Origin of the sequence: Streptomyces thermodiastaticus (assembly GCF_014656135.1) — a bacterium.
In the GTDB taxonomy this organism is placed as follows: Bacteria; Actinomycetota; Actinomycetes; order Streptomycetales; family Streptomycetaceae; genus Streptomyces; species Streptomyces thermodiastaticus.
Genome location: NZ_BNBV01000025.1, coordinates 23,981 through 40,936 on the forward strand (window position 1 = coordinate 23,981; position 16,956 = coordinate 40,936).

12 protein-coding genes, 1 tRNA gene and 1 pseudogene are annotated in these 16,956 nt (G+C 74.0%); 9 read left to right on the forward strand and 5 right to left on the reverse strand.

The annotated features are described in order from the left end of the window. Positions 1-186: 186 nt before the first annotated feature. Together IE286_RS20850 and IE286_RS20855 are read left to right on the forward strand one after the other, a co-directional pair. Positions 187-648, forward strand: a complete 462-nt coding sequence (locus IE286_RS20850; RefSeq protein WP_189798291.1) for a tyrosinase family oxidase copper chaperone — start codon at positions 187-189, stop codon at positions 646-648. Then, positions 632-1,498, forward strand: coding sequence for a tyrosinase family protein (locus IE286_RS20855; RefSeq protein ID WP_189798292.1), 867 nt, complete (start codon positions 632-634; stop codon positions 1,496-1,498). Before IE286_RS20850 ends, IE286_RS20855 begins: the two co-directional genes overlap by 17 nt. 130 nt (positions 1,499-1,628) lie before the next feature. Here the strand turns inward: IE286_RS20855 and IE286_RS20860 are convergent, their stop codons facing one another. The 3 genes and pseudogenes from IE286_RS20860 to IE286_RS20865 form a co-directional block, all read right to left on the reverse strand. Next, the gene (locus IE286_RS20860; protein WP_189798293.1) at positions 1,629-1,901 is read right to left on the reverse strand and encodes a chaplin; all 273 of its coding nucleotides are present in this window, start codon (positions 1,899-1,901) and stop codon (positions 1,629-1,631) included. Between the two features lie 252 nt (positions 1,902-2,153). Continuing rightward, positions 2,154-2,484, reverse strand: a pseudogene (locus IE286_RS27315) (enoyl-CoA hydratase-related protein); the annotation flags it as partial. 117 nt (positions 2,485-2,601) lie between these two features. Continuing rightward, positions 2,602-2,674: transfer RNA gene (locus IE286_RS20865), tRNA-Arg, on the reverse strand. Positions 2,675-2,989: 315 nt separating this feature from the next. On the opposite strand from IE286_RS20865, the gene IE286_RS20870 reads away from it, so the two are divergent. The 7 genes from IE286_RS20870 (at position 2,990) to IE286_RS20900 (ending at position 12,784) form a co-directional block, all read left to right on the forward strand. Next, complete coding sequence (locus IE286_RS20870; RefSeq protein ID WP_189798294.1) at positions 2,990-4,612, forward strand: dynamin family protein; 1,623 nt, start codon at positions 2,990-2,992, stop codon at positions 4,610-4,612. Between the two features lie 3 nt (positions 4,613-4,615). After that, positions 4,616-7,105 (forward strand): GTPase, encoded by a 2,490-nt coding sequence (locus tag IE286_RS20875; protein ID WP_189798295.1) that lies wholly within the window; start codon positions 4,616-4,618, stop codon positions 7,103-7,105. A gap of 354 nt (positions 7,106-7,459) precedes the next feature. Beyond that, the gene (locus IE286_RS20880; protein ID WP_189798296.1) at positions 7,460-7,999 is read left to right on the forward strand and encodes a single-stranded DNA-binding protein; all 540 of its coding nucleotides are present in this window, start codon (positions 7,460-7,462) and stop codon (positions 7,997-7,999) included. A 272-nt stretch (positions 8,000-8,271) separates the two neighbouring features. Beyond that, positions 8,272-9,738, forward strand: a complete 1,467-nt coding sequence (locus IE286_RS20885) for a Cys-Gln thioester bond-forming surface protein (RefSeq protein ID WP_189798297.1) — start codon at positions 8,272-8,274, stop codon at positions 9,736-9,738. A 231-nt stretch (positions 9,739-9,969) separates the two neighbouring features. After that, positions 9,970-11,634 carry an energy-dependent translational throttle protein EttA gene (gene ettA, locus IE286_RS20890; protein ID WP_189798298.1) on the forward strand — a complete coding sequence of 555 codons (1,665 nt, stop codon included), beginning with the start codon at positions 9,970-9,972 and terminating at the stop codon, positions 11,632-11,634. Positions 11,635-11,642: 8 nt separating this feature from the next. Then, positions 11,643-12,089 (forward strand): acyl-CoA thioesterase, encoded by a 447-nt coding sequence (locus IE286_RS20895; protein ID WP_189798299.1) that lies wholly within the window; start codon positions 11,643-11,645, stop codon positions 12,087-12,089. Further along, positions 12,086-12,784, forward strand: a complete 699-nt coding sequence (locus IE286_RS20900) for a DUF8185 domain-containing protein (protein ID WP_189798300.1) — start codon at positions 12,086-12,088, stop codon at positions 12,782-12,784. The genes IE286_RS20895 and IE286_RS20900 overlap by 4 nt, the downstream gene beginning before the upstream one ends. A 67-nt stretch (positions 12,785-12,851) precedes the next feature. Here the strand turns inward: IE286_RS20900 and IE286_RS20905 are convergent, their stop codons facing one another. Together IE286_RS20905 and IE286_RS20910 are read right to left on the reverse strand one after the other, a co-directional pair. Further along, on the reverse strand, positions 12,852-13,847 hold the full coding sequence (locus IE286_RS20905; RefSeq protein ID WP_189798301.1) for an ATP-binding cassette domain-containing protein: 996 nt from the start codon (positions 13,845-13,847) through the stop codon (positions 12,852-12,854). A gap of 385 nt (positions 13,848-14,232) precedes the next feature. After that, positions 14,233-16,956, reverse strand: coding sequence for an FtsX-like permease family protein (locus IE286_RS20910; protein ID WP_189798302.1), 2,724 nt, complete (start codon positions 16,954-16,956; stop codon positions 14,233-14,235).

A 16,956-nucleotide genomic window follows, 5' to 3' on the forward strand; every position in this document is an offset into this window, starting at 1 on the left:
GGAGCCGGGTCCCCGAAGGGAGCCGGACACCTGAACCGGAGCGAGGAGCACATCATGGTCGCAGGCATGGGCGGGGACGGCAGAGCCCGTGGGCGGACAGCCCCGGCAGGAGCGGGGACGGACCGCGGGACGCCGTCGGCGCCTTCCCCCGCTCCCCGCCCTTCCCGCCGTCCGACACGGCGCGAGATGACCGCCGCGCTGGCCGCCTGCGGTGTCGCCCTCGCGGCGGCGCCGCTGGTCGCCGCCGGTGCCTCGCGTCCCGCCCCCGGTCCGCCGGACGACCGGAGCGGGACCCTCTTCGAGGAGAGGTACCGCGGGCGGCTCATCCGCGGGGTGTGGATCCCGCACGGCGCACCGGACACCGGCACCGGGACGCCGGCACCGGCACCGGGCCCCGCGGGCGCCGGCGAGTGGCGGGTGACGGTGGACGGCCGCCCGCTGCACCTGATGCGCCGCGCCGACGGCACCTGGCTGAGCATGGTCGACCACTACCAGTCGTACCCGACGCCCCGGGAGGCCGCCCGTGGCGCCGTGGACGTCATGGGACCCGGCCGGCAGTTGCGCGACGTGGCCCCCGGTCCGGTCGACGGCGTACGACAGCACCCGTACCCGCACCCGCAGGGAGCACCCGGTGGCGTACGTGCGTAAGAACGCCGCCCAGCTGACGCGGGAGGAGAAGCGGCGGTTCGTCGACGCCCTGCTGGAGCTCAAACGGCGCGGCGAGTACGACGAGTTCGTGCGCATGCACATCCACTACTTCACCTCCGACGGTGAACGCGGCCTGCGGACGGCACACATGGCGCCGTCGTTCCTGCCCTGGCACCGCCGGTTCCTGCTCGACCTGGAGAGTGCCCTGCGCCGGGTGGACTCCTCGGTGACCATCCCCTACTGGGACTGGACCCGCGACCGTACGACGAGGTCCGTGCCCTGGCGGGACGACCTCCTGGGCGGCAACGGGCGCCTAGGCGACCGCCGGGTGACGACCGGTCCGTTCGCCTACGCGCACGGCCACTGGACCCTGCGGGTGGGGGTGACGGACGGGACGTTCCTCACACGGGACCTGGGACGTGCCCACGACCCGATCGCGCTGCCCACCGCCGCGGAACTGGAGTGGGCGCTCAAGGACCCCGTGTACGACGTCGCTCCCTGGGACTCCACGGTCACCAAGGGATTCCGCAACAAGCTGGAGGGCTGGGGTCCGGGCCGGGGAAGCACCTCGTGGCGCAACCACAACCGGGTGCACCGCTGGGTGGGCGGCACCATGCTCGGCGCCGCCTCCGTCAACGACCCGGTCTTCTGGCTTCACCATGCCTTCCTCGACCTGCAGTGGACCCGCTGGCAGCGCCGCCACCGCACAGGCCGCTACCTGCCGGCGCAGCCGCCCGGCCGGGGCGACGCACAGCACGGGCGCGTCGTCGCCCGGCACCAGAAGCTGCCGCCGTGGGACGTCACCCCGGACGAACTCGAGGACGTCAGCCGCATCTACCGGTACGCGTGACGACGGTCCCTGCGACAGCAGATTCCGACCAGGAAAGAGCCCCGGCGGTCGTCGCGGACCACCGGGGCTCTTCTCACACTCGTGACCTTCTCCGGACGTCCTCGCGGCTCCGCGGACCGAGCGGGTGAAGTCAGTTGCCGTAGCCGGACCCGCCGTTGTGGTCGTCGAGGTTGGCGCAGGTGTTGCCGAACGCCGGGTTGAGCAGAGCGATCACGTTGACGGTGTTGCCGCACGCGTTGACCGGGAGGTGTACCGGGACCTGGATCGTGTTGCCCGACACGACGCCCGGCGAGCGGTCGGAGCCCCCGGTGGCTCCGGCGTCCGCGGCCGCCAGGCCGGCGCCGCTGAGCACCACAGCGCCCGCGCCCAGGGCGACGGCTGCCGTCTTCGTGAAGCGGGACATGACATTCTCCTCACTGACTCGGTGGGTGCGGCAGCGGGACGTGCGACCGCACGCCCCGTTCAACGCGCCCGAATGATCACGGTCACGGTGCGTGTGCGTGGATCACCCGGTTCGTGACCGGTTCACCCTGTTCGGCGAAGGTTCGGCGCCACGGTGACTTCGGGACGGCGGACGGTGGCCTCGGGCGTGACCGAGCGGCAGCTCCGCGGGGAACGGTGCGTGAGCGGCGGTCGGCCGAGCGGGGCGGTGGTGTGTGTCGCGCAGGGCGGCCAGGACCGGGGCGTACACGCGCAACGTGATGGTGCCGAGGGTGTCGCCGGCCTTGTTCACCTGCGCCTCGGCGATCTCGACGGTCCGTAGAGCGCACGGCGTCCTCGGCGACCGCCCGGTCGACGATGCCGGCGGCCGCGGCGTCGGTGCCGCCGTGGCGACGGGCGGTGACCATCACCTCGTGCGCGGTCTGCGGCATCAGCCGGGACCGGATCAACGCCGCCCTGGCGGGGGTGAAGGGGATGTCGACGTCCGCCTCGGGCAGGCATCGGCAGCCGCGGTCGACGCGCATCACGCGGACATCGTGAGCGACTCCGTCATCTGGACGGCACGGCCTCGCGCGTGTGGGACCTGCGTGTGGGACCTGATCGCGCCGTCTGAGAGCGCTGGAGAAAGATGACCAGCGTTTCCGCTGGTCAAAGGGTGTTTGCGCCCCCGGCAGGACTCGAACCTGCGGCCAAGCGCTTAGAAGGCGCCTGCTCTATCCGCTGAGCTACGGGGGCCTGGTGTGGTGCCTCGGTCACGGGATCTTCGGGGTGATCCGTGACATTGCCGGGGACAAGGATAGGGCTCCCGCATCCATGTCCCTCATGCTTCTCCTCCGTGGCTTGATGTGGAGGTTCAGTGAAGCAGTCTGATAATCGCAGGCGGCTGTGAATCCTGCATCGCTTTGGGCGCTCTGAGCTGCCGGTGTTGTGCACTCGTTATGCCTGGACGGCGCCTGCGCCCCAGTCGTCCCGTCTGCCCTTTTTCTTCTGTCGGCGCGCAGACGTGCTCATATGCTTCAGAAATCTCATAAAATTGGGCATTCTTCGCATGTGGTGACTCTGGACGTACGGCCTCAGCTGCTCGAAGCACTCTCCGCCCTGCGCGACCGCGTCGCCGCCGCACGCTTTCCGCTGCCTCTGGACGGGGCACCGCGCGCGCGGGCCAACCGCGACGAACTGCTCGCCCAGCTCGACGACTATCTGGTGCCCCGGCTCAGGCAGCCCGAGGCGCCCTTGCTGGCCGTGGTGGGGGGATCGACCGGCGCGGGGAAGTCCACGCTCGTCAACTCCCTGGTGGGACGACGCGTCAGCGAGGCGGGTGTGCTGCGGCCGACGACCCGGACGCCGGTCCTGGTGTGTCACCCGGAGGACCACCACTGGTTCAGCGACCCGCGCGTGCTGCCCGGCCTCACCCGCGTGTGGGTGCCCCGGCAGGACACCGAGGCCGGCCTCGTCGGCGACGACCTGCTGCCGCCCGAGGAGATCCCCCCGCGCGCACTGCGCATCGAGACCGTGGAGACCCTGCCGCCCGGGCTCGCCCTCCTCGACGCGCCCGACATCGACTCCCTCGTCGCCGAGAACCGCACCCTCGCCGCCGAGCTGATCTGTGCCGCCGACATCTGGGTGATGGTCACCTCGGCCGCACGCTACGCCGACGCGATCCCCTGGCATCTGCTGCGCACCGCCAAGGAGTACCACGCCACGCTCGTCACCGTGCTCGACCGGGTGCCCCACCAGGTCGTCTCCGAGGTCTCCCGGCAGTACGGGGCGCTGCTGACCAAGGCCGGCCTGGGGGAGGTGCCCCGGTTCACCGTGCCGGAACTGCCGGAGTCCGCCTGGGGCGGGGGCCTGCTGCCCGCCACCGCCGTGGCGCCGCTGCGCTCCTGGCTCGTGCACCATGCCCAGGATCCCGACGCCCGCCGGCACGCGATGGCCCGTACCGCCCACGGGCTGCTGGACTCGCTGAAGTCCCGCCTCCCGGAACTGGCCGCGGCCACCGCCTCGCAGCACGCGGCCGCGCTGCGGCTCACCTCCGCCGTCGACGCCGCCTACGACTCGGAACACGCCCGTCTGCGCAGCCGCCTGCAGTCCGGGGCCGTGCTCGCCGGGGACGCCCTGAAACGCTGGCGCGCCTATCCGCTGGACTGCACCGCCGGCGAACTGCTCGATGCGCTGGTGGAGAGCTTGAGCGCGCTGCTGCTGTGCGCCGTGACCGCCGCCGACGAACGCATCGACGCCGCCTGGCGGCGTGAGCCGGCCGCGCGAGCCCCCGAACTGGCCGGCGAGCACGGCGGCGCCGACAGCGCCGAGGACCGCATCGGGCTCGCCGTACGCCGCTGGCGGCGCGAACTGGAGGAGTACGCCGAGGACGAGGTGCGCGAGCTCGATCGGAGCGTCGCACCCGACGCCGAGGCCGTCGCCGCACTGGCCGCCACCGGGTTGCTCGGCGGCCGCCGGGGCCGGTCCGCCGGTGAGGGACTGGCCGAACGCATCGGCGCGCACGGTGCACTGCGGCTGCGCGACCGTGCCGGACGGCTGCTCGCCGACTGCCTGGACCGTGTCATGCACACCGAGCGGGAGCGCCGGCTGGCCCCGCTCGACGCCCTGGAGGTGAGCCCGGAACCCCAGGCCGAACTCATCGCCGCGCTGTCCGTACTGCTGAAGGAGAGGTGACCGGTGAGAGCCGTCACTGACCAGGACCGAACGGAACACGCCGCTCAGACGGCCCGGACGGAGGACACGGCCGCCACGGACGGGCACAGAACCCGGGACACCGCAGGCCCCGCCGGTTCCGGGGGCGGCGCCCAGCGGGTGGCGGGCACCGGGGCCGTGGGCCGTCCCAGGACGACCGCACCCGCCGGGCCCCCGCTCACCGGCCGCGGCGGGAACCCGCGGGGCACCGGGTACGAGGGGTACGGCGAGCCGGGCCGCACCCGCACGCTCGGGGAGCCCGCCGACCGCCGCAGCCGGCCCGAGCACCGGGACCGCGGCACCCGCATGCCCGGCGACGGACGCCGTATGCGCAGGCCGGAAGAGCGCGTCCTCGACGACCGCATCCCCGAGGACCGCAGGTCCCAAGGCCGTATGCCCGACGGTGTCGCCGGACGTCACGCACGCCTGCCCGACGATGCGCGCCACACCCGTGTGCCGGACGGCGGACGCCCGGCGCACGCACCGTACGGCAGCGGCGCCCAGGCCCGGAGCGCAAGCCGTGCCGAGCCCCGGCCGCCGCACAGCCGTGCGGACGGCCGGCCGGCCGACGGCGGGCGCACCGAGGCCCGCACGGACACCCGTCCCGAGGACACCCGTCGCGAGGGACGGGCCGGCGCCGGTGCACCGGTCGCCGGGCGGAACGACGCCGGCACCCGGGCCGACGGCGGCCGTACGGGGTCCGCGGCCGACGGCCGTACGGAATCCGCGGGCGACGGCCGTTCCGTGTCCGGAGGCGACGGACGTCCCGCGTCCGCCGGAATCTGGGACGACGGGCTGATCGCCCGGCGCGTCACCCCCGGCGGGACCAGCGCCGCCGACCTCGTCCCGGTGGCACCCCGGCCGCCCCGGCCCCTGCCGGTGCCGCCCCTCGCCTACGACGGACCGCTGCGGTCGCGGCTGGACGCGCTGCGCGAACTGGTCGGACTGTCCCGTACCCGCGTCGACAGCGGCACGCTCGCCGAGGCGGGCCGGGTCCTGGACGAGGCCGCGGCGCGCCGCCGGCTGTCCGGGCAGCACACCGTCGTCGCCATCGCGGGCGCCACCGGCAGCGGCAAGTCGCAACTGTTCAACGCCCTCGCCGGTGTGCCCATTTCGGAGACCGGGGTCCGCAGGCCCACCACCGCCGCGCCGATCGCGTGCAGCTGGAGCGACGGTGCGGCCGGCCTGATCGACCGGCTCGGCATCCCCGGACGGCTGCGCAGGCGCCCCGTCCACGGCCCCGACGCCGACCCGCAGCTGCGCGGCCTGGTCCTGGTCGACCTGCCCGATCACGACTCGGCCGCCGTGGAGCACCGCGAGCAGGTGGACCGCATCCTCAAGCTGGTCGACGCGGTCATCTGGGTGGTCGACCCGGAGAAGTACGCCGACGCGATCCTCCACGAGCGGTATCTGCGGCCCATGGCAGGCCACGCGGAGGTCATGTTCGTCGTGCTCAACCAGGTCGACCGGCTGCCCGGGGAGGCCGCCGACCAGGTGCTGGACGATCTGCGCCGGCTGCTCGACGAGGACGGGATCGCCCTGGGGGAGCACGGCGAGCCCGGCGCGACCGTGCTCGCGCTGTCCGCGCTGACCGGGGAGGGCCTGCCCGAGCTGCGTGAGGCACTGGGGCGGTTCGTGTCCGAGCGCGGGGCCGCGGCCCGTCGGATCGCGGCCGACGTGGACGTGGCGGCGACCCGGCTGCGCCCGCTGTACACGGCGCAGCGGCGCGTCGGGTTGAGCGAGGAGGCCCGCGAGGAGTTCGCGGACCGGCTCGCGGACGCGGTGGGCGCCGTCGCCGCGGGCGAGGCGGCCGAACGCGCCTGGCTGCGCAACGCGGGCCGGGCCTGCGGCACCCCGTGGCTGCGGCTGTGGCACTGGTACCAGGACCGCCGCGAACCCCCGACCGGACGGTTGCCGGTGCGCACCCAGCCGGACGAGGAGGCCACCGCGCGTCAGCGCGTCGAGCATGCGGTGCGGACGGTGGCCGACCGGGCCTCGGCCGGGCTGCCGCAGCCGTGGGCCCAGGCGGTGCGGGAGGCCGCGGCACGCGGGGCGCAGGGACTGCCGGAGGAGCTGGACGCGCTCGCGGCCCGGGCCGGACTGCCGCCGGGCCGGCCGCCCCGGCCGGGCTGGTGGCCGGCGGCGGTGCTCGCCCAGGCGGCCATGACGATCCTGCAAGTCATCGGCGGGCTGTGGCTGGTCGGTCAGATCGCCGGCGTGCTGGCACCGAATCTGGTGGTGCCGGTGCTGCTGATGCTCGCCGGGATCGCGGGCGGCCCGGTCGTGGAGTGGAGCAGTAGCATCGCGGCCCGGGGACCGGCGCGGCGGTACGGGCAGGAGGCGGAACGCCGATTGCGCGAGGCGGCGGCGGGCTGCGGCCGGGCCCGGGTGCTGGACCCGATCGCCGCGGAGCTGCTGCGCTACCGGGAGGTGCGGGAGCAGTACGCGCGGGTGAGAGGCGTGGGGGTGCGGTGACGGTGACTGCGGGTGCCGCGCACCCGTACCCCGGCCGGTCGCCTCGACCGTTTTCTCTTGACCCCTCATTTCGGTGCGGCGCCTCCCTGCCCCTCCCCGGCTTCACCCGACCGGGTGGCGGAGTTGTCCACAGGCATGCGGTGGTCCACAGGCCCCAGCGGACTCGGCGCGGCAGAGGCAGCCTGGTTCCGCGGTGACCGCAGCGGATGCGACGGCGTGACCGACGTGGTGGACGAGCTCGGTACGTCCGCGCGGCGGATGCGGTCACCGCACCAGCCACCGCTGTACGGAACGGGCCGTACATGCGTCCGCCCGGCCGCCGCGGCCGGGGGAGCGAGGGAGGGGTGTCGGACGATGAACGAGACGATGGTCTGCGTGGTCGGCAACGTGGCGACGCAGGTGGTGTACCGGGAGCCGTCCTCCGGGCCTTCCGCGAGGTTCCGGCTCGCCGCCACCTCCCGCTACTGGGACCGGGAGAAGAACGCCTGGACGGACGGGCACACCAACTTCTTCACCGTGTGGGCCAACCGCCAGCTGGCCATGAACGTCGCCGCCTCGCTCACCGTGGGCGACCCCGTCCTCGTGCAGGGCCGGCTGAAGGTGCGCACGGAGGTCCGTGACGGCACGCCCCGCACCTGGGCGGACATCGACGCCGTGGCGATCGGCCACGACCTGACGCGGGGCACGGCCGCCTTCCGCCGCACCGGACGGCCGGAACCGGTGACGGTGCTCCCGCACACCCCGGCCACGCCGCCGGACGCCCGCGGCACATCCGCCGGGCAGGCGGCCGCCGCCGTTCCGGCACAGCCCGAGCCCGCGTGGGAGACACCGCTGCCACCCGGGGCCGCGCAGGAGCAACGCGGGCCCGACTGCGTGCCGCTCGCGGTGACATGACGAGCTGTCTGCCGGCGACGGGCCGCCCGGAGCGGTACATCGGCGAGCGCACCGGCGGGATTCCTGGTGGATTCGCCGATAAGACCTGTTCGCGGACGGCCCGCAGGGGCGCCGGGCGATAACGATTCCGATTCGGATCAACGATCTGACGATCACACAGCGAAGGGCGGGTGTGCGGGCTCCCTAGGATGCCGGACATGACTCCGGCAGCCCGGAGAAACTGCTGGTGGGACCGCATCTCTCACGCCAATGGTCCTGCTCGAAGGGGATATATGTGTGCTTCGTATGCCGCGCCGCCCGAGCGCAGGCGAGGGGCGGTTCGCGTGGCCGCCGCGACGCTGGGGTCCGGACTGGTCGCCGCCGGTGTGCTGACCGCCGCGGGTCCCGCCGCGGCCGACGAGGCACCCCGTACTCCGGGCGGTGCGACCGCCACCATCGCCGGCATGAAGACGTACGGCACCGCGGTCGTCCACGACGCAACCGGTGACCACGAGGTCTCCGCGGGCCTGTTCGAGATGTCCGTCGACGGCGGCGGCATGCTGCAGACCTACTGCGTCGACCTGCACAACCCCACCCAGCGGGACGCCCAGTACCACGAGACGCCCTGGAGCGGCACGTCGCTGGGCACCAACAAGAACGTCGGCCGGATCCGCTGGATCCTGCAGCACTCCTACCCCCAGGTCAACGACCTGGCCGCGCTCGCCGCCAAGGCAGGGGTCAAGAACCTCACCGAGCAGGACGCGGCGGCCGGCACCCAGGTGGCCATCTGGCGCTTCTCCGACGACGCGGACGTCGACGCCGTCGACCCGCAGGCCGAGAAGCTCGCCGACTACCTGCAGCGGCACGCCCGGGACATGGCCGAACCGAAGGCCTCACTCACTCTCGACCCGCCCGCCGTCTCCGGCCGGCCCGGTGAACGGCTGGGGCCGGTGACGGTGCACACCGGTGCGAGCAGCGTCACGGTGACACCCCCGGCGGACGCCGCCGGGGTGCGCATCGTCGACGCGCACGGCAAGCCGGTCACCTCCGCCAAGGACGGCACCCGGCTCTACTTCGAGGTCCCAGAGGACGCCGCCGACGACGCCACGCCTGCCGCGGACGGCACCACACCCTCCGCGGACGGCAGCGCGGGCAGCGCCGAGCTGACCGTCCAGGCGTCCACCACGGTGCCGGTCGGCCGGGCCTTCACCTCCGACAGCCGCAGCCAGACCCAGATACTGGCCGGCTCCAGCGAGTCCACCGTCTCGGCCACCGCGACCGCCACCTGGGCCGGCCGAGGTCCGGTGCCGGCTCTGGCCGCCGAGAAGGACTGCGCCGAGGGCGGCCTGGTCGTGCACGCGGTGAACAAGGGCGACGCACCCTTCACCTTCGCCCTGATGGGCACCGGGCACAGCATCCCGGCGCACGCGGCCAGGACGGTCCTCATCCCTTTGCAGGAGGACCAGTCCTACGACTTCACGATCACCGGCCCCGGCGGCCTCGCCCAGCGCTTCACGGGCGTCCTCGACTGCAAGACACAGAGCGACACGGCCGGCCTGACCACGCAGACCGTTGCCGAACCCTCCCCGGCCACGGGCGGGAACCTCGCGGAGGCCGGCGACCTCGCGGAGGCCGGCGACCTCGCGGAGACCGGCGGTGACGACAGCACCCCGATGATCGCCGTCACCGGCCTGAGCCTCCTGGTCCTCGGTGCCACGGCGCTGAGCATCGTCCGCAAGAAGAAGGCGCCGCAGGACTGACCCCGCCCGCCGAGGGCGTCACCGCGGACGGACCCGCGTCCCCGCCCGGATCAGCGGGTCCGTCCGGCCCCGGCCGCCCAGGTGACGGAGGTGGCCGGCTGCCTACCGCCTCCGATGACAACACCCCAGCTCACAGGCCCCCACCTGAACTGGTTTCCGCCCAGGGGTGGCGGTACGGCAAGATGGGCTGTATCTGCCCACTGCCAGATTCAAGCTGCCGGACGGTTTCTCTTGGCTGAGTTCATTTACACCATGCGCAAGGCGCGCAAGGCGCACGGCGACAAGGTGATCCTCGACGACGTCACCCTGAACTTCCTGCCGGGTGCCAAGATCGGCGTCGTCGGCCCGAACGGTGCCGGTAAGTCGACCGTGCTGAAGATCATGGCGGGGCTGGAGCAGCCGTCCAACGGTGACGCGTTCCTGTCGCCCGGTTACAGCGTCGGCATCCTGCTGCAGGAGCCGCCGCTGAACGAGGACAAGACGGTCCTGGAGAACGTCCAGGAGGGCGTCGCCGAGATCAAGGGCAAGCTCGACCGGTTCAACGAGATCGCCGAGCAGATGGCCACCGACTACTCCGACGCGCTGCTGGAGGAGATGGGCAAGCTCCAGGAGGAGCTGGACCACGCCAACGCGTGGGACCTCGACGCCCAGCTGGAGCAGGCCATGGACGCCCTGGGATGCCCTCCCGGCGACTGGCCCGTCACCAACCTCTCCGGTGGTGAGCGCCGCCGCGTGGCGCTGTGCAAGCTGCTGCTGGAGCAGCCCGACCTGCTGCTGCTCGACGAGCCCACCAACCACCTCGACGCCGAGTCGGTGAACTGGCTGGAGCAGCACCTGGCCAAGTACGAGGGCACCGTCGTGGCGATCACCCACGACCGCTACTTCCTCGACAACGTCGCCGAGTGGATCCTGGAGCTGGACCGCGGCCGCGCCTACCCGTACCAGGGCAACTACTCCACCTACCTGGAGACCAAGGCGGCCCGTCTGAAGGTCGAGGGGCAGAAGGACGCCAAGCGGCAGAAGCGCCTGAAGGAAGAGCTGGAGTGGGTCCGCTCCAACGCCAAGGGCCGGCAGGCCAAGTCCAAGGCGCGTCTGGCCCGCTACGAGGAGATGGCCGCCGAGGCCGAGAAGATGCGGAAGCTGGACTTCGAGGAGATCCAGATCCCGCCGGGGCCGCGCCTGGGCAACATCGTGGTCGAGGTCAAGGACCTGCACAAGGCGTTCGGCGAGAAGGTCCTCGTCGACGGCCTGTCGTTCACGCTGCCGCGCAACGGCATCGTCGGTGTCATCGGCCCCAACGGCGCCGGCAAGACCACGCTGTTCAAGATGATCCAGGGCCTGGAGACCCCGGACAGCGGCGAGATCAAGGTCGGCGAGACCGTCAAGATCTCCTACGTCGACCAGAACCGCGCCAACATCGACCCGGACAAGACGCTGTGGGAGGTCGTCTCCGACGGGCTCGACTACATCAACGTCGGCCAGGTCGAGATGCCGAGCCGGGCCTACGTGTCCGCGTTCGGCTTCAAGGGCCCGGACCAGCAGAAGCCGGCCGGGGTGCTCTCCGGTGGTGAGCGCAACCGCCTCAACCTGGCGCTCACCCTCAAGCAGGGCGGCAACCTGCTCCTGCTGGACGAGCCCACCAACGACCTCGACGTCGAGACGCTGTCCAGCCTGGAGAACGCCCTGCTGGAGTTCCCGGGCTGCGCCGTGGTCGTCTCCCACGACCGGTGGTTCCTCGACCGTGTGGCCACGCACATCCTCGCCTACGAGGGCGACTCCAAGTGGTTCTGGTTCGAGGGCAACTTCGAGTCGTACGAGAAGAACAAGATCGAGCGGCTCGGACCGGACGCCGCCCGCCCGCACCGTGCCACCTACAAAAAGCTGACCCGGGGCTGATCCTGCCGATGCGCCACACCTACCGCTGCCCTCTGCGCTGGGCGGACATGGATGCCTACGGGCATGTCAACAACGTGGTCTTCCTCCGCTACCTGGAGGAGGCCCGGGTCGACTTCCTGTTCCGCCCGGACAAGACCTTCCGGCAGGGGTCGGTCGTGGCGCGTCACGAGATCGACTACAAACGGCAGCTCGTCCACCGGCACGAGCCGGTGGAGATCGAGCTGTGGGTCACCGAGATCCGGGCCGCCTCCTTCACCCTCGCCTACGAGGTGAAGGACGGCGACCTGGTCTACGTCCGTGCCTCCACGGTGATCGTGCCGTTCGACTTCGAGGCCCAGCGGCCGCGCCGGATCACCCCGGAGGAACGCGCGTTCCTGCAGCAGTACATGGACGGCGCGGACGACGACGGCACCGGCACGGACCCGGACGGCGAGAAGGAGGCCGTCGCCGCATGACGGTCCTCCACCTCGCCGACGGCACCGAGGCCGCCGATCTGGCGGCCTTCCTCTCCCGGCTGCTCCACTACGACCGGGCGGCCGCCGTGCGCCTGCAGGCCGCGGGCACCGCGCTGGCGGTGTTCGGACGGCCGGCCTCCTTCGAGGTGCTGGCCGTGCGCGCGGTGCGTCTGGCCAAGCCGTACGAGCACGGACTGGACGTCACGCTCGACGCGACCGTCTCCGCGGGCGAACTGCTGGAGCTGGTCGACGAGCAGGCGGCCACGGCCACCGTCCCGGCCGCGGTGACCGGACCCCCGTGGGCCGGAGTGCTGCCGCCGCGCGGCGGCTGGCGGCCGGAGCCCGGGCTGCCCGGCGCGGACAGCCTGCGGGCCCTGGTGTCCGCCGCGGTCACCGAGTTCCGTTCCCGCACCGGGCAGTTGCCGCCCGAGGCACGCACCCGCGCCGAACTCGACCGCATCGGACGGGAGATCTGGTCCCGGACGGTCGGGCGGACCCGGTTGCCGGTGCGGGCCGTGCACGCGGCACAGTCGCTGGGCTTCCTGCGCCCGGCAGCGGCCGGCGGCCAGGACGACCTGGCCCTGTTCTCGTCCGGCACATGGCTGCGGCTGCGGGCACCCTACGGTTCGATCGCCGTCCGGCATGCCGGGCAGGGGCAGGCCGGGCTGGGGGCGCTGAGCCTCAGCGTCCGCTGAACTCCCCGACCCGGCACGGGCGTGGGCCGCGGACAGACCGGCGGCCGCTGCCCTGCGCCGCCCGGCCTCAGTCCCGTCGGCCGTCGTGCGGTTCGCTGTCGTCGGGCCACACCGCGACGTGGTCCGGCTCCAGTTCCAGCGCCACCCGGTCCCGCAGGCCCAGGGCCCGCACGTACTCGGCGGGCAGCTGCATGCGGCCGGCGCGGTCCAGCATGGCGTACTCCCGGCTCACCACCCGCTCGTCGCCGGTCGCAGCGTCCACCTCGCTGCGGCGCAGCACCTCCGTCGACGTCCGTCCGTCGCGGATCGCGACGGTGCGGCGCACCTCGTTCGCCACCGCCTGGTCGTGGGTCACGATGACGACGGTCGTGCCCAGACGCTCGTTGGCGGTGCGGAAGGCGGCGAAGATCTCCTCGGCGGTGTGCGAGTCGAGCTCGCCGGTGGGTTCGTCGGCGAGCAGCACCGCCGGGTCGTTGGCGAGGGCCACCGCGATCGCCACCCGCTGCTGCTGACCACCGGACATCTGCCGCGGACGGCGGTCCCGGCAGTCGGCGACCTGCATCATCTCCAGCAGGTCCGTCACCCGTTCGGCCCGGGCCCGGCGCCCGCGCGGGCCGCGGCCGCCGGACAGCTGCATCGGCAGGGCCACGTTCTGCGCGGCCGTCAGGTAGGGCAGCAGATTGCGGGAGGTCTGCTGCCAGACGAAGCCGACGACCTCGCGGCGGTAGCGCAGCCGGTCCTTCGCCGACATGGCGAGCAGGTCGTACTGGGCCACCCGGGCCGCACCCGCGGTCGGCGTGTCCAGCCCCGCGAGGATGTTCATCAACGTGGACTTGCCGCTGCCGGAGGCGCCGACGAGCGCCATCAGCTCGCCCTCCCGGACCAGCAGGTCGAGGCCCTGCAGCGCCTGCACCTCCACGCCGTCGGTGGAGAAGATCCGCACCAGCCGGTCGCAGGTGATCAGGGCGTCGTGGCCGTAGGCCGGGCGGGAGCGGTCCTCGGCGACCCGCCGCTCCAGGTCGGCGAGCGTGGGACGGTGCGTGCTGGTCGGTCTCGTCGTCATCGGCTGGCTCCTGCACGGCGGCGGCGTCGGCTGTGGCGGTCACGTGTGCTGCGGCGGTCCGGCGTCCCCTGACGGTTCGCTGTCCTCCGGCCGTCCAACTTCCTTTGGCAGTCCGGCATCTCCAGGCCGTCCGGCGTCTCCAGGCCGTCCGGCGTCCCCCGGCCGTCCGGCGTCCCCCGGCCGTCCGGTGTCGTCGGCGGCCGGGGCGGGGCGGTGACCCGGCGGCTCGGGGCGGTCGCCGGGACGGGCCTCGCCGGCACACGCGCACCGGAACCGGGCGTCGGGCGGCCTGCGTACGTGCCTGCCGCACCCGGCTTCCTCTTCGTACGTCCCCCGCACGTGCCTGCCGCACCCGGCCCCCGCGTGTCTCTCCGGCACAGTCCCCTCATCGTGCGTCCCCCGCCCGCAGTTCGCGGACCGCGCCCTTACGGCAGGTCCACCAGGCCTGCCCGGCGGCCACCGCGACCGTCAGCAGCAGGACGGCCGCCGCCGGAAGCAGCAGCGACAACGGGTCGGTGCGCAGCGGGGTGACGGTGGTGGCCGCGGCGGTCGACGGCAGGGCGACGGCCGTCAGGTCGAAGCCGGACGACAGCAGGCGGACGGCGGCCCAGCCGGTCAGGGCGCCGCCCGCCGCGGCGAGCAGGGCCTGCGGCAAGGATTCCAGCACCAGCAGGCGGCGGCCCTGGGCGCGGGTGAGGCCCATGGTGCGCAGGCGGGCCAGCAGCGCGGCACGCTCGGGGGCGGCCCGCAGCAGGGCGAGGAGCAGCGCGAGCACCGCGTAGCCGGTGCTCGCGGCGACGGCGGCGAGGTAGAGGCGCTCGGCGCCCGACTGCAGCGGTGAGTCGACGTACGTGGCGCGCTCGCTGGCGCGCAGACGCACGGTGGTGCCGTCGCCCGCGGCGCGGCGCAGGGCGGACGCGTCGAGACGGTCCCCGGTCAGCAGCAGGGTGGTCGTCGGGGCCGCCGCGCCGAGCCCGGCGCGGTCCACGACCAGGAAGTCGGTGCCGGGCACCGCCGGGGTGCGGTCCCGGACGACGGCGATGCGCACGGTGATGGTGGTGCTGCTGCTGAGCCGGACGGGGAAGGGACCGGTGCCGTACGTCCGGGCGACCGACGGTGAGGCCAGCGCGGGCAGCGGCGCCCCGTCGGCCCCGGCGGACCGGTGCAGCCGCTGCTCCGGGAAGGTGCCCAGGCCGGCGTCGCGCGCCAGTGCCGCGTAGGCCGCGGGGGAGACGCCCGCCAGGGTGATCCGGGTCAGGTTGTGGCCGGCCTGGGCCTGGTCGTCGACGCGCACCTCGGTCACCCCGCGCACGCCGGGCGTGCGGCGCACCCGCTCGGCGGCCCCGGCCGGCAGGGCGTCCTCGCCGTCGATCCGGCCGTCGGCGCCCACGGCGAGCAGCGCCGCGTGGTCGCGGGCCCGGTCCACGCCCGCCAGGACGGAGCCGCCGAAGGCGGCCGTGGTCAGCGCGGTCAGCAGCACCAGCAGCGGCAGCACCGGCGAGGCGGACGTACGGCCGGCGCGGGCCAGCGACAGATGGCCCACCGCGCCGCGCAGCCGGCGGGCCGGGCGGGCCAGCCGGCGCAGCAGCAGCGGATACAGGCGGGCCAGCACCAGGGCCGCGATCACCCCGACCAGCACCGGTGCCGTCGCCGGCAACTGATCCCCGGCGCCCGCCGCACCGCGCTGCCGCAGGGCCGCCACCGCGCCGGCCGCGATCACCAGCACGGTCAGTTCGGCGACCGTACGACGCCGGGAGGGGCGGACGGACGCCGTGTCCTCGCGCGATGCGTGCAGGCGGACCGTGCGGTGGGCGACCGCGGCGCGCACGGGCAGTGCCGCGCAGGCCACGGCGGTGACCGCTGCCGCGGCGGCGGCGGCGCGCCCGGTGCGGCCCCCGGGCACCGCGAGCAGGGCCGCGCCGAGCCCGAGCGCCCCGGCGGGCACGGCGACGACCGCGGTCTCGGCGAGCAGCCGGCCGGCCAGGCCGCGCAGGGAGGCGCCGCGGGCCCGCAGCAGGGTCAGTTCGGCACGGCGCCGTTCGGCGGCCAGGCCCGCCGCCATCAGCAGCACGATCCCGGCGACGACCGCCCCGCCGGTGACGGCGACCGCGACCAGCGGGCCGATGTCGTCGTCCAGGCGGCCGAAGCCGGCCAGGACGTCGTCGAGTTCGGTGCTGACCTGGGCCGTCCGGTCGGTGGCGGCGCGGACCTGTCCGAGGCCCGGTCCGTTCTCCAGGGCGGCGACCGCCGAGGTCAGCCTGTCCAGGTCCCGGGCGCGCAGGACGTCGGTGGCGGGGGCCAGCTGCCAGTAGCGGACCGGGTGCCCGGAGGTGGCGAGCAGGGCGGGTGCCGCCTTTGGCGGCAGCAGCAGGGCGGCCAGCCAGTAGTACAACGGGTCGCCGCCCCCGCCCGGCGCGCGCGCCAGCACCGGGGTGCGCAGCAGCGGCTGTGCCGACCAGTAGGCGCCGTCCGGGGTGCGCGGTGCGACGATCCCGGTGATCCGGACCTCCAGCGGTGCGCGGGAGACGGCGGGCACATGGACGACGGAGCCGACCTTCATGTGCAGGTTCCTGGCCGTCTCCTCGGTGACGGCGGCCTCCACGCGGACGGTTGCCGCTGTGACCGGGGCGTCGGCGCGCGGCAGCCGGCCGGTGCGCACCGTGGCGTGCTCGCCGAGCGCGCTCTGCGCGACCAGGTGCACCTGTGCGGGCAGGCCGCTGGGCCGGGGGATCCACGCATCGGGGACGGTGCTCGCGTCCGTGGTCATGACCCCGTAGGACGACTGGTCCAGGTCGGTGACCAGGGGCCGTCCCACGGCCCGCAGCACCCCGGTGTACTGGCGGCGCAGGTCCGGCGGCCGCAGGGCCTGGGCGCGGGCCGCGGCGGACAGTTCGAGACCGGGCTGGGGCGTGGTCACGGTCACGGTGGTGCGGGCGGGCGTCGCCTGCTCGACCGCCCGCAGCAGACCGGCGTCCTGGTAGCGGTCCCAGGTGCGGGGGACGGCGGCCGCAAGGCAGGCGGTCACCAGCACCAGCAGGGCCAGGGCGGCCGCGGCGCCCGGCGCGGTGCGCAGCCGCACACGGACCCAGGAGGGGGCGACGGGGTGCAC

What these genes read in the sequence shown, in the direction of transcription:
- IE286_RS20850 (WP_189798291.1), top strand. Translation starts at nt 187, where the DNA reads ATGACCGCCGCGCTGGCCGCCTGCGGTGTCGCCCTCGCGGCGGCGCCG.
- IE286_RS20860 (WP_189798293.1), bottom strand. Translation starts at nt 1,901, where the DNA reads ATGTCCCGCTTCACGAAGACGGCAGCCGTCGCCCTGGGCGCGGGCGCT.
- IE286_RS20880 (WP_189798296.1), top strand. Translation starts at nt 7,460, where the DNA reads ATGAACGAGACGATGGTCTGCGTGGTCGGCAACGTGGCGACGCAGGTG.
- IE286_RS20885 (WP_189798297.1), top strand. Translation starts at nt 8,272, where the DNA reads ATGTGTGCTTCGTATGCCGCGCCGCCCGAGCGCAGGCGAGGGGCGGTT.
- IE286_RS20895 (WP_189798299.1), top strand. Translation starts at nt 11,643, where the DNA reads ATGCGCCACACCTACCGCTGCCCTCTGCGCTGGGCGGACATGGATGCC.
- IE286_RS20900 (WP_189798300.1), top strand. Translation starts at nt 12,086, where the DNA reads ATGACGGTCCTCCACCTCGCCGACGGCACCGAGGCCGCCGATCTGGCG.
- IE286_RS20905 (WP_189798301.1), bottom strand. Translation starts at nt 13,847, where the DNA reads ATGACGACGAGACCGACCAGCACGCACCGTCCCACGCTCGCCGACCTG.